Annotated in this window: 10 protein-coding genes; 4 read left to right on the forward strand and 6 right to left on the reverse strand. The window is 71.7% G+C overall.

From position 1 onward, the window contains the following. The first annotated feature begins 24 nt into the window (after window positions 1-24). Window positions 25-852 (forward strand): SDR family oxidoreductase, encoded by an 828-nt coding sequence (locus tag ACIBP6_RS11525; protein WP_397051174.1) that lies wholly within the window; start codon window positions 25-27, stop codon window positions 850-852. 52 nt (window positions 853-904) lie between these two features. Here ACIBP6_RS11525 and ACIBP6_RS11530 read toward each other — a convergent pair whose 3' ends face one another. After that, window positions 905-2,347, reverse strand: a complete 1,443-nt coding sequence (locus tag ACIBP6_RS11530; RefSeq protein ID WP_397051176.1) for an FHA domain-containing protein — start codon at window positions 2,345-2,347, stop codon at window positions 905-907. 337 nt (window positions 2,348-2,684) lie between these two features. Beyond that, window positions 2,685-3,779 (reverse strand): site-2 protease family protein, encoded by a 1,095-nt coding sequence (locus ACIBP6_RS11535; RefSeq protein WP_397051514.1) that lies wholly within the window; start codon window positions 3,777-3,779, stop codon window positions 2,685-2,687. Between the two features lie 157 nt (window positions 3,780-3,936). Here ACIBP6_RS11535 and ACIBP6_RS11540 point away from each other — a divergent pair, with 157 nt between their 5' ends. From ACIBP6_RS11540 to ACIBP6_RS11550, 3 genes are all read left to right on the forward strand, one after another. After that, window positions 3,937-4,797, forward strand: a complete 861-nt coding sequence (locus ACIBP6_RS11540; RefSeq protein WP_397051178.1) for a RecB family exonuclease — start codon at window positions 3,937-3,939, stop codon at window positions 4,795-4,797. Window positions 4,798-4,877: 80 nt separating this feature from the next. Continuing rightward, window positions 4,878-6,065: a sensor histidine kinase gene (locus ACIBP6_RS11545; protein WP_397051180.1), complete on the forward strand. Its 1,188-nt coding sequence runs from the start codon at window positions 4,878-4,880 to the stop codon at window positions 6,063-6,065. Beyond that, window positions 6,062-6,745: a response regulator gene (locus ACIBP6_RS11550; RefSeq protein WP_397051182.1), complete on the forward strand. Its 684-nt coding sequence runs from the start codon at window positions 6,062-6,064 to the stop codon at window positions 6,743-6,745. Before ACIBP6_RS11545 ends, ACIBP6_RS11550 begins: the two co-directional genes overlap by 4 nt. A 46-nt stretch (window positions 6,746-6,791) precedes the next feature. Here the strand turns inward: ACIBP6_RS11550 and ACIBP6_RS11555 are convergent, their stop codons facing one another. The 4 genes from ACIBP6_RS11555 to ACIBP6_RS11570 all read right to left on the reverse strand — a co-directional run bounded on the left by ACIBP6_RS11555 (window position 6,792) and on the right by ACIBP6_RS11570 (window position 11,698). Then, window positions 6,792-7,781, reverse strand: a complete 990-nt coding sequence (locus ACIBP6_RS11555) for an ABC transporter ATP-binding protein (protein ID WP_397051516.1) — start codon at window positions 7,779-7,781, stop codon at window positions 6,792-6,794. 32 nt (window positions 7,782-7,813) lie between these two features. Next, window positions 7,814-8,839, reverse strand: a complete 1,026-nt coding sequence (locus tag ACIBP6_RS11560; RefSeq protein WP_132620814.1) for an ABC transporter ATP-binding protein — start codon at window positions 8,837-8,839, stop codon at window positions 7,814-7,816. Continuing rightward, window positions 8,836-9,849: an ABC transporter permease gene (locus tag ACIBP6_RS11565; protein ID WP_132620812.1), complete on the reverse strand. Its 1,014-nt coding sequence runs from the start codon at window positions 9,847-9,849 to the stop codon at window positions 8,836-8,838. The genes ACIBP6_RS11560 and ACIBP6_RS11565 overlap by 4 nt, the downstream gene beginning before the upstream one ends. An 88-nt stretch (window positions 9,850-9,937) precedes the next feature. Continuing rightward, on the reverse strand, window positions 9,938-11,698 hold the full coding sequence (locus ACIBP6_RS11570) for an ABC transporter substrate-binding protein (RefSeq protein ID WP_397051184.1): 1,761 nt from the start codon (window positions 11,696-11,698) through the stop codon (window positions 9,938-9,940). Window positions 11,699-11,723: the final 25 nt, after the last annotated feature.

Here is an 11,723-nt window from a genome sequence, read left to right on the forward strand (position 1 = left end):
TGTGGTCCAGTAACGTGACCGTCCATGAAAGTGCTCATCGCAGGCGGCACGGGTTTCCTGGGCGGCGAGCTCGTACGGCTCTGCGCGGCCTCCTGTCACGACGTGGGCGCCACCTGCCGGTCCACCCGGCCACCGGAGCGGGCGGGCGTGGCGTGGCTGCCCGTCGACCTGCGTTCGCGCGAGGGGGTGTGCGCGGCGCTGGAGGCGTTCCGGCCCGACGTGACGATCAACGCGGCGTACCGGCAGGGCGACTGGGCGGCCACCGCGGACGGGGCGGCGCACGTGGCCGTGGCCGTGGCGCGCACCGGCGGGCGGCTGGTGCACGTCTCCAGCGACGCGGTCTTCTCCGGGGCGCGGCCCCGCTACGACGAGACGTGCCCACCCGACCCGATCACCCCGTACGGCGCGGCCAAGGCGGCGGCCGAGACCGCCGTGCGGGCCGTCCTGCCCGAGGCCGTGATCGCCAGGACGTCCCTGATCGTCGGGGACGGCGCGTCGGTCCACGAGGCGCTGGTGCGCGCGCTGGCGACGGGCGCGGGCGGCGGGCGGGTGCTGTTCACCGACGACGTACGCTGCCCGGTGCACGTCCGCGACCTGGCGGCGGCGCTCCTGGAGGTGGCCGGAGGCGACTTCGGGGGCGTGCTGCACGTCGCGGGCTCCGACGCGGTCAGCCGGTACGAGCTGGGCGTGCTCATCGCCCGCCGCGACGGTCTCGACCCGGCCCGCCTGCCGTCCGGCCGCCGCGCCGACGCCGGCGTGCCGGGCCCCGTGGACGTACGCCTCGACTGCACGGCCACCCAGCGGCGGCTCACCACCCGCCTGCGCGGCGCCCGCGAGTTCGTTCCCCGCTGAAGCCGTACGCCCGCGCCCCGTCATCGGGACGCGGGCGTACGGCGACGAAGGGTTACCCGCGGTGCGCCTCGAAGCGGAGGGTGCGGGACACGCCCACGCGCACCGTCGTGCCGGGGGCGATCGTGACCGGTTCGTTCGGCGGGATGTCGTAGAAATTGGGATCGCCGGGCGGCTGGATCTGGGTGCCGTTGACCGAGCCGAGGTCGACCAGGTTGACGTCCCAGCCGTCGAGCGCGACCCGCAGGTGGCGGCGCGACACCGAGCCGTCGGGGCTGGTCACCTTGGCGGGCCTGGCGCTGCCGCCGGCCACCTCGGGCGCCCGCTCGGGGTCGCGGCCGAGCAGGTAGTCGGTCTCCAGGGGCAGCGCCGTGCCGTCGTCGAGGATGAAGACGCCGAGCGAGGGGCGCGGGCCCTTGTAGGGGACCAGAGTGCGCTGGACCAGGGCGATGCCGCAGACCGCGCAGTAGGGCGCGCGGGGGTCGTTGAAGTGGTCGTTCTTGCAGTCGACGCCGTAGACCATGGGGCGGTCGCCGTGCTCGGGCTGCTGCTCCTGCTGTCCCTGGTGCTCGTAGGGGTCGGGCGGGCCGAGCACGGGCGGCGCCGGCTGGTCGTAGGGGTCGGGCGGGCCCATGCGCTGCGGGAGCGGCTGGTCGGCGGCGTCGCCGCCGGAGGGCGGCTGCTCGTCGTAGGACGGGTACTGCGGCTCCGGCGCGGGCGGCTGCTCCTGCGGCGTGTGGTAGGCCGGCTCCTGCGGCGGCAGGTAGGGGGACGGCTCCGGCGCGGACAGGTAGGGCGGCTGCTCCAGCGGCTGCGGCCCCGAGTGGGCGCCGGTCTGCGGCACCGGCTGGGGGCCCGACTGCGGCGCCGGGGAGACCGGCGGCTGGTCGGCCAGCGGGTACGGCGGCCGCTCGACGGGCTGGGGCTCCGGCTGCTGGGCCGGCTGGGCGAGCTCGGGGTCGACGTACAGGCCCGTGTCGGGCATCTCGGTGGTCAGCGGCCGGGACGGGGCGGGCGCGGCGGGCCGGTCGGTGAAGTCGCCGACGAGGCCGCCGCCGTGGACGACGCCGCCGTCGAACCGGACGGCGGGGTGGGCGCTGCCGGCGCCGGGCAGGCTCAGCTCGACCCGGTCGACGGGGCCGCTGACGAGCCGGTCGGCCCAGGTGAGCGAGTCGCTGCCGGCCAGCCGCGTCTCGCCTCCGGGCGTGGCGATGACGGCCGCGGCAGAGCCGCTGACCAGGACGGCGACGCCGCCGCCCACGGGCCCCGCGACGGCGCACGTGGCCGGGTCGCCGGCCATGTTGGCCGCGAGCACCTGGGCCGCGCGGCGGGCCAGCGCCCTGCCGTCGCCGCCGGACTCGGCGGTCTGGCGCAGCGCGGTGAGCAGGTCGTCGGCTGCGGCCTCCGCGGAGTCGCACACCAGCAGCAGCCCGCCCAGGTAGGCGACCAGCCCGTTTCCAGGAAGCGGACGCACCACTCCGAAGCCGTGGTCGGTCATGCGTCCTCCCTCACGACCGTGCTGCGCTCATCGGTGCCCTCGCTGCGCTCGGTCACTCAACTCTCCTCCCCGGAAGCCGGCGGTGTCGCGGCACCCGCGCTGCCGTGCCCACCAGCCATACGCATACCCAGACGGCGGGGCCGTGTCGCGATCCCCTCGTCTCGATTCGATGAACCAGTGGCCCGCAACGAACCCCTTAACTGTGCAAGTTTGGCCAAACAGCACACTATCGGCCAGTCGTCGCATCCCAGAAATCGCCGCGGCCCGCCGCTTCGGCGTACCGAAACTGCTGGACACGACCCTAGCGAGGGCCCGCTCCTTAAACGAGTGGGACAAATCAGGCGCCGGTGAAAACCCGGTTCACATCGGCTGTGGCGAGCACGCCGTAGATCTCGCCGCCGTGCTCGACGAGCAGGTATTCGCTGCCCGGCGCCTCTCGCATGGCGTCGATGAGCGGCTCGCCCCTGAGGTCGGCCGCGAGCACCATGGTGGGCTCCAGCGACTTCGCCAGGGAGGCGACGGTGATCCACGGGCGGCGGTGCTCGGGAGTGGCCTGCACGGCCACCTCGTTGACGATGGCGACGGGCCGGCCGTCGTGGTCGACCACGACGATGGCGCCCGCCCGGGTCTCGGCGGCCTGGCGCAGCGCCTCCGACAGCGGCGTCTCGCCGGTCACCGGGATGGCCCTGCGGGCCAGGGCGCGCGCGTCCACCCGGGGGATGCGCTCCCGGATGCGGGCCGCGCGCAGCGACTGGCCGGCGCCCATCCAGATGAACGCGCCCAGCACCAGCGGCCACAGCACGTTGGAGACGTCGCCCTCTCCCCCGCCCCAGAGCACGCTCGCCAGCGGGAAGATCACCAGCAGCGCGGCCAGCGCCCGGCCGCCCCAGGCCGCCACGACGGTGCCGGAGCCCGGGCTGCCGCTGAGTTTCCACACGCCGGCGCGCAACATCCGGCCGCCGTCGAGCGGGAGGCCGGGCAGCAGGTTGAACACGCCGACGATGAGGTTGGCGACCCACAGCTGCCAAATGAGCGCCTCCAGGATGCCGCCGCCGTCGACCAGCCACAGGTCGGCGCCGAAGCCGAGCGCGGCGAGGGCGAGCGACAGCAGCGGCCCGACCGCGGCGACCATGAACTCCTTGCCGGGCGTGGGCGGCTCCTTCTCGATCTCGGAGACGCCGCCCAGGAGGTAGAGGGTGATCCTGCGGACCGGCAGGCCGTACGCCTTGGCCAGGACGCTGTGCGCGAGCTCGTGCAGCAGCACCGAGACGTACAGCAGCACGGCGAACACGAACGCGACGCCGTAGGCGGCGGCGGTGCCGAGCTGCGGGAGCCTGGCCTCCATCTGCGGGCCGAACAGGAAGGTGATGAACCCCGCGACGAGGAACCACGTCCATGAGACGTACACCGGAATGCCGAACGGCTTCCCCATCCTCAGACCGGAGAACTCCTGCCGCGGGCTCTGCTCGCTCACCGCACTCCTCGAACGTCCACTACATGCCGATGCTGCTTTGATGCTACGCGGCGGATCAGGTGATCCTCCTCGCGCGAAGGTTATTCTGTCGGGGTCTTGACCTAGAGTGCGGTGCATGACGTTGACCGAACCGGTGATCATCGGAGCTCTCTCCCCGTCCCGGGCGGGCGACTTCATGACCTGTCCCCTGCTCTACCGCTTCCGGGTGATCGACCAGCTGCCCGAGAAGCCGTCGCCGGCGGCGGTGCGTGGCACGGTGGTCCACGCGGTCCTGGAGCGCCTCTACGACCTGCCCGCCCCGCGGCGCTCGGTGGGGGCGGCGCTGGAGCTGCTGGAGCCGCAGTGGCTGCGGCTGCTCGCGGAGGAGCCGCTCTACGCGCAGATGTTCGCCGACGACGCCGAGCGGGAGCAGTGGCTGGCGCAGGCGCGCGGCATGCTGGAGCGCTACTTCAGGCTGGAGGACCCGACGCGGCTGGAGCCGGCCGAGCGGGAGCTCTACGTCGAGGCGGTGCTCGACGGCGGGCTGCTGCTGCGCGGCTACGTCGACCGGCTCGACGTGGCGCCGACCGGCGAGGTCCGGGTGGTCGACTACAAGACGGGCAGCGCTCCGGGGCCGGAGTTCGAGGCCAAGGCGCTGTTCCAGATGAAGTTCTACGCGCTGGTGCTGTGGCGGCTGCGCGGGCAGGTGCCCCGGCTGCTGCAGCTGGTCTACCTCGGCGGCCAGGGCGAGGTGCTGCGTTACGCGCCCGACGAGGCCGACCTGCTGGCCACCGAGCGCAAGGTGATGGCGCTGTGGGCGGCGATCGAGCGCGCGCTGGAGTCGGGCGAGTGGCGGGCGCGCCGCAGCCGGCTGTGCGACTGGTGCGATCATCAGGCGCTGTGCCCGGAGTTCGGCGGCAGTCCCCCGCCGGTGCCCGACCGGCAGCCGGGCGACACGGTGCGCAGCAGCCGGCGCGCGGCCACCGACGAGCTCTGACCCCCGCCCTCGGGGGTAGGGGCCGCTTATCCTCCCAGGGGAGGAGGCTGCGGGCTCGCGGCCGGTCCTACAGTGAAGCGGTGCGGATCGACCGGAGCAGGCTCCACGACGTGGTGCTCGCGGGGGCCGTGGCCGCGGCCTCGGTGGCGATGTTCTCCCTGTACGGCCCCGCGCAGCTGCGGGCCGAGGGGCTCCGGGTCGACGGCATGCGGCCGCCCGACGCGTTCGGGGCGCTGCTGGTGGTGCTGGCGTGCGTCCCGGTGGCGGTGCGCAGGCGCTGGCCGCTGGCGGCGTTGTGCGCGGGGCTGGTGCCGGAGACGCTGCTGGCGGCGTTCGGCTACGGCATGGGCGCGGTCGGGCTGGCCGGGCTGGTGCTGCTCTACTCGGTGGCCTCCCACCGGGGGCTGGCGGTGGCGCTGGGCGCGCTGCTGCTCGCCGCCGTGGCGTACGCGCTGACGGCCGCGGCGGGCGGGATGCGGACGGGGTGGAACGAGCACCTGGTGGTGGCCGTGCTGCTGGCGGCGGTGTGGGGGGCCGGCAGGAGCCTGCGGCTGCGGCGGGCGTACATGGAGGAGCTGAAGGACCGGGCGGCCAGGCTGGAGCGGGCGCACGCGGCCGACACCCGGGCGGCGCGGGCCGAGGAGCGCTCCCGGATCGCCCGCGAGCTGCACGACGTGGTGGCCCACCACGTGAGCGTGATGACGGTGCAGGCGGCGGCGGCGCGACGGGTGCTGGCCGCCGATCCCGAGCTGGCGCGCGAGGCGCTGACGGCGATCGAGCACACCGGCCGGCTGGCGATGACGGAGATGCGCAGCATCGTGGGCGTGCTGCGTACCGACACCGCCGCCGGGACGCGGGCCGAGCTGGGGCCGCAGCCGGGCGTGCGTGACCTGTCCGCGCTGGTGGAGCAGATGCGGGAGGCGGGCCTGCCCGCCCGGCTGGTGACGGAGGGCGAGCCGCGGCCGCTGCCCGCGGGGGTCGACCTGGCCGCCTACCGGCTGGCCCAGGAGGGCCTGACCAACAGCCTGCGGCACGCCGGCGCGGGGGCGAAGGCCGTGGTGACCCTCCGGTACGGCCCGCGTGAGCTGGACGTCGCCGTGGCGGACGACGGCGCGGGCGTGGCGGCGCAGCCGTCGTCGCCACCGGGCCACGGTCTGGTGGGCATTCGCGAACGCGTGGCCCTCTATGGTGGAATCCTGAACATCGGTCCGCTGGCAGGGGGCGGTTTCGAGGTGCGGGCGAGGTTCCCGTTGAAGGACGGCCAATGACGATCAGAGTGCTGCTGGTGGACGACCAGCCGCTGCTGCGCACGGGATTCCGCCTGATCCTCGAGGCCGAGCCCGACATCACGGTGGTGGGCCAGGCCGGCGACGGCAAGGGCGCGCAGGAGCAGACGCGGGCGCTGCTGCCCGACGTCGTGCTGATGGACATCCGGATGCCCGGGGTCGACGGCATCGAGGCGACCCGCCGGATCGTGCGGGAGGCGGCGCCGGCGGCGCACGTGCCGAAGGTGCTCGTGCTGACCACGTTCGACCTCGACGAGTACATCGTGGAGGCGCTGCGCGCGGGCGCCTCCGGGTTCCTGTTGAAGGACGTGCCGCCCGACGAGCTGGTGCAGGCGATCCGGGTGGTGGCGGCCGGCGACGCGATCGTGGCGCCGAGCGTGACACGGCGGCTGCTCGACCGGTTCTCCGCGAAGCTGCCGTCGGCGTACGAGGAGGCGACGCCGGCGCGCCTCGACCGGCTGACCGAGCGGGAGCTGGAGGTGCTGCGGCTCATCGCCAAGGGCATGTCCAACGCCGAGATCGCGGCCAAGCTCGTGGTGAGCGAGACGACGGTGAAGACACACGTCGGCAACGTGCTGACCAAGCTGGGGCTGCGCGACCGCGTGCAGGCCGTGGTGCTGGCCTACGAGACCGGGCTGATCACTCCCGGCGCCCTTCCATGACGGCGCCGCCCGTCCCGGTTCGGGGGCGGGCGGCGGTCACGGGGCTTCAGCCGGTCTTGGCGGCGGTCTCCGCGGCGGGCACCTCGGGGGCGTTCTCCGGGAAGTGGCAGGCCACCTGGTGGCCTTCGGCCATCTGGGCGAGCGGCGGCTCGACCTTCTTGCAGATGTCCTGCGCCTTCCAGCAGCGGGTGTGGAAGCGGCACGCGGGCGGCGGGTTGAGCGGGCTCGGCACGTCGCCCTTGAGCCTGATCCGGTCGCGGTCCTTGCGCACCTTCGGGTCGGGCACCGGCACGGCCGACATCAGCGCGTTGGTGTACGGGTGCATCGGCACGCTGTACAGGCTCTTGCGGTCGGCGACCTCGACGATCTTGCCGAGGTACATGACGGCGACCCGGTCACTGATGTGGCGCACCACCGACAGGTCGTGGGCGATCACCACGTAGGTCAGGTCGAGCTCTTTCTGCAGGTCTTCGAGCAGGTTGACGACCTGGGCCTGGATCGACACGTCGAGCGCGGAGACCGGCTCGTCGGCGATGATCAGCTTGGGCTTGAGCGCGAGCGTACGGGCGATACCGATGCGCTGGCGCTGGCCGCCGGAGAACTCGTGCGGGTAGCGGTTGTAGTGCTCGGGGTTGAGGCCGACGAGCTCCAGGATGTCCTGGACGGCCTTCTTGACGCCGTTCTCGGTCTTCACGCCCTGGATGCGGTAGGGCGCGCCGACGATGGCGCCGACCGTGTGCCGGGGGTTGAGCGACGAGTACGGGTCCTGGAAGATCATCTGCATGTCGCGCCGGAGCGGCCGGAGCCGGCCCTGGCCCATGTGCGAGATGTCCTGGCCCTCGAAGACGATCTTGCCGGCGGTGGGCTCCAGGAGCCGGGTCACCAGCCGTCCCGTGGTGGACTTGCCGCAGCCGGACTCGCCCACCAGGCCGAGCGTCTCGCCCTTGAACACCTCGAAGCTGATCCCGTCGACCGCCTTGACGGCGCCGACCTGTCTCTTGAACAGGCCCTTGGTGACGGGGAAGTGCTTCTCCATGTTCTGCACGGACAGAAGCGGCTCGTTTTCGCTCACTGGGTCTCCAGCACTGGCTTGATCTCGTTCTCCCACAGGCCCCGCCGCTCTTCCCTGCTCATGTGGCAGCGCACCAGATGGCCGCCCTCGGTCTCGGCGAGGGCCGGGACCTCGGTCGTGGCCTTGTCTCCTGTGCGCTCGGCGTACGGGCAGCGGGGGTGGAAGGCGCATCCGGGCGGCACGTTGATCAGCGACGGCGGCGAGCCCTTGATCGGCAGCAGCCGCTCGGTGGGCTCGCGGTCGAGGCGCGGCATGGAGCCCAGCAGGCCCCAGGTGTAGGGGTGCTCGGGGCGGTAGAAGACGTCTTCCGCGCTGCCGTACTCGACGCACTTGCCGCCGTACATGACGAGGATGTCGTCGGACAGCTCGGCGACCACGCCCAGGTCGTGCGTGATGATGATCAGCGCGGAGTTGAACTCGCGCTGCAGGTCGCGCATGAGGTCGAGGATCTGCGCCTGGACGGTCACGTCGAGCGCGGTGGTCGGCTCGTCGGCGATGAGCAGCTCGGGGTCGCACGAGAGCGCCATCGCGATCATGGCGCGCTGGCGCATGCCGCCGGAGAACTCGTGCGGGTAGCTGTCGACGCGCCTGGCCGGCTCGGGGATGCCGACGCGGCCCAGCATGTCGACGGCGTGCTTGCGGGCCACCTGCTTGGAGACGTCGTTGTGGATGCGGTAGGCCTCGATGATCTGCTGGCCGACCGTGTAGTAGGGGTGCATCGACGACAGCGGATCCTGGAAGATCATCGCCATCTTCTTGCCGCGCAGGGAGCGGACGTGCTCGGTGCTGGCCCCGATGAGCTCCTCGCCGTCGAGCCAGATCTCGCCGGACAGCCGGGCGCGGCCGCCCTTGTGCAGCCCCAGGATGCCGAGGCTGGTCACGCTCTTGCCGGAGCCGGACTCGCCCACGATGCCGAGGGTCTTGCCGCGCTCGACGCCGAACGACAGCCCGTCGACCGACTTGACGAGGCCGTCGTCGGTCGGGAAGTGGATCTTCAGGTCTTTGACGTCCAGGAAGCTCACGACAACCTCACCCTCGGGTCGACCACGGCGTAGAGCAGGTCGACGACCAGGCTCGCGATCACCACGAACATCGCGGCGACCAGTACGACGCCCATCACCTGCGGCATGTCCTGGGTCCTGATGGCCAGGATGGCGTACTGACCGAGCCCGGGCAGAGTATAGGTGGTCTCGGTGAGGATGGCGCCGCCGATGAGCAGGCCGAAGTCGATGCCGAAGAGGGTCAGGATGGGCGTCAGCGTGGCGCGCAGGCCGTGCTTGACGACCACCTGTCTCTCACGCAGGCCCTTGGCCCTGGCGGTGCGGATGTAGTCCTCCCCCATCGTCTCCAGCATCCCGGCCCGGGTGAGCCGGGCGTAGGTGGCGGCGAACAGGAACGCCAGCGTGATCCACGGCAGCAGCAGGTTGTAGGCCCACTCGGCGGGATTCTCCGAGAAGTCGGTCCATGCCCCGCCCGGCGGGGTCCAGCCCAGGCCGTAGCTGAAGACGACCAGGGAGATCATGCCGGTGAAGAAGATCGGCAGCGACACGCCCGCGAGCGCGGTGCCCATCGTCAGCCGGTCGAAGAAGCTGCCCCGGCGCAGCGCGGAGAGCACGCCCACGGCGACGCCCGCGACGACCCAGATGAGCGCGGCACCGATGGCCAGGGAGAAGGTCACCGGCAGGCGATCGAGCAGGTCCGGCCAGACCGGCTGCCCGGTGATGAAGGAATATCCGAAGCACGGTGCGGGGCAATGCTCGACACCCGCTCCGTAGTCGTACTGGGCGCCGGCGAACAGGCCCTTGACGAAGTTGCCGTACTGCACGACCACCGGGTCGTAGAAGCCCAGCCGCTCGGCCACCAGGTGGACCGTCTCCGGTGTGGCCGCCCGGCCGACGTAACGCGACGCCATGGCCTCGGGGGTCGCCCCCGCCCACTGCGGCACGACGTAGAAGATGCCGAAGGTGACCATGCTGATGACGACGAGCATGGCGAACGCGCCGATCAGACGCCTGATGATATATGTGAGCACCGCTACCGGCCGAGTGGCCCGCCCGCGGGCGGGCGGGCCACTCCTGCCTTCACCTGCCTTCGCTAGATCCCCGAACCTCGCCGTGTGGTCACTCGACGCCGAGCATGGCGTAGTCGTACATGCTCTGGCCCTCGTTGTAGGCGACGTTCGTCACGCCCTGGCCGCGCATGAGCAGCGACTTGGCCCACACCACGGGAAGGATGGAGGCGTCCTCCATGACCTTCTTGTCGACCTCGACCCACAGCTTGGCGCGGGCCGTCTCGTCAAGCTCGGCCGAGGCCTGGTCGATCAGCTTGTCGACCTCGGGGTTCTTGACGCTGAGGTTGTAGTTGCCGGCGTCGCGGATCGTGCGGCTGTCGACGATGGCCTGCATGAAGCCGTAGCCGTCAGGCCAGTCGGAGCCCCAGCCGTGGCCGGCCAGGCCGATGCCGTTCTTCTTGACGTAGTCGACGTTGCCGGCGTAGTCGGAGAAGTAGCTGGAGGCCGGGAAGCCCTTGAGCGTCAGCTTGATGCCGACCCGGGCGAGGGCCTGCTCCATGGCCTCGGCCAGCGCCTTCTCGCGCGGGCGGTCGGCCCGGAAGGCCATCGTGGTGGAGAAGCCGTTCGGCTGCCCGCAGGCGGTCAGCGCCTCCTTGGCCTTGGCCACGTCACCCTTGTTGTCCGCCGAGGGGTACTGGTCGAACTTCTCCTGGCCGACGATGCCGGGCGGCATCACGTTGGTCGCGATCTCGCCGCCGGCGACCTCGCCTCCGTAGGCAGTCTGGTTGGCGACGCGGTCGGCGGCCCACATGACGGCCTTGCGGCAGTTGACGTTGTCCAGCGGCGGCGTGTCCGGGATGACCGAGACGTACCAGAGCCTGGGGATCGTCGGGTTGTCCGTACGAGCCTTCAGCGCCGGGTCGGGCAGCACCTTGCCGAGCGCGGCGGGCTGCATGCCGGTGCCGGGGATGTCGAGCTGGATGTCACCGGCGATGAGCTGGTTGTCCAGGTCGTCGGCGTTGACGTTGAGCTGCACCTCGATGCGGTCGGGCAGCGCGGGACGGTTCGGGTCGGTCGCCGGGTCCCACTGGTCGTTGCGGACCAGCGTGAACCGCTTGCCGATCTCGTTCGTCTCGAACTTGTACGGGCCGGACGAGACGACCTTCTCGCGGTACTTCGCGCCCGTGTCCTTGTCCTTCGGCACCGGGGCCGTCATCGGCATCTGGACGACGTAGTCCATCGACGCGAACGGCTTCTTCAGGTGGAAGACCAGCGTCGAGTCGTCGGTCGCCTCGACGGCCGAGGAGAAGTCGACGTCAGGCGTCTTGTAGACGCCCTTGAAGTCCTCCGGCCACTCGAGCAGCTCGTTGAGGTAGGAGGGGCCGTGCGGGAAGGTCTCCTTGTCGAAGCTGCGGGCCACCGCGTACGCCACGTCCTTGGCGGTGATCGGCGTGCCGTCCTCGAACTTCAGGCCGCTCTTCAGCTTGTACGTCCACGTCTTGCCGTCCTCGCTCGGCTCACCGAGCGACTCGGCCAGGTCGGGGACGACCGTGTTGCCCTCGGGACCGGGGCCCGGCTTGTACATCGTCAGCGTCCGCCAGTAGAACCGGCCGAAGTTGAACGAGTAGCCGTAGTAGGTGTCACCCGGGTCGAGGCTGTCCCAGTCGGAGGAGTGGGCCGCCTTGAGGGTCCCGCCCTTCTTCGTGGACGGGTTGAACACCCCGGTCACGGCGGCGTTGAACGCGGCTTGCGCGCCGCCACCCGACGCGGAGGCGGCCGGCTGGGCCGTGCCGCCACCGCCGCCACAGGCGGAGAGCACCAGGGCGAGCACCGCTGTCGCGGCTCCTGCCAGTGCGTGTTTCCTTCTCATTGACTAACCCCTTGATGAGTGAGAT

Origin of the sequence: Nonomuraea terrae (assembly GCF_044465245.1) — a bacterium.
GTDB lineage: Bacteria > Actinomycetota > Actinomycetes > Streptosporangiales > Streptosporangiaceae > Nonomuraea > Nonomuraea terrae.

What these genes read in the sequence shown, in the direction of transcription:
- ACIBP6_RS11525 (WP_397051174.1), top strand. Translation starts at nt 25, where the DNA reads ATGAAAGTGCTCATCGCAGGCGGCACGGGTTTCCTGGGCGGCGAGCTC.
- ACIBP6_RS11530 (WP_397051176.1), bottom strand. Translation starts at nt 2,347, where the DNA reads ATGACCGACCACGGCTTCGGAGTGGTGCGTCCGCTTCCTGGAAACGGG.
- ACIBP6_RS11535 (WP_397051514.1), bottom strand. Translation starts at nt 3,779, where the DNA reads ATGGGGAAGCCGTTCGGCATTCCGGTGTACGTCTCATGGACGTGGTTC.
- ACIBP6_RS11540 (WP_397051178.1), top strand. Translation starts at nt 3,937, where the DNA reads ATGACGTTGACCGAACCGGTGATCATCGGAGCTCTCTCCCCGTCCCGG.
- ACIBP6_RS11550 (WP_397051182.1), top strand. Translation starts at nt 6,062, where the DNA reads ATGACGATCAGAGTGCTGCTGGTGGACGACCAGCCGCTGCTGCGCACG.
- ACIBP6_RS11555 (WP_397051516.1), bottom strand. Translation starts at nt 7,781, where the DNA reads ATGGAGAAGCACTTCCCCGTCACCAAGGGCCTGTTCAAGAGACAGGTC.
- ACIBP6_RS11570 (WP_397051184.1), bottom strand. Translation starts at nt 11,698, where the DNA reads ATGAGAAGGAAACACGCACTGGCAGGAGCCGCGACAGCGGTGCTCGCC.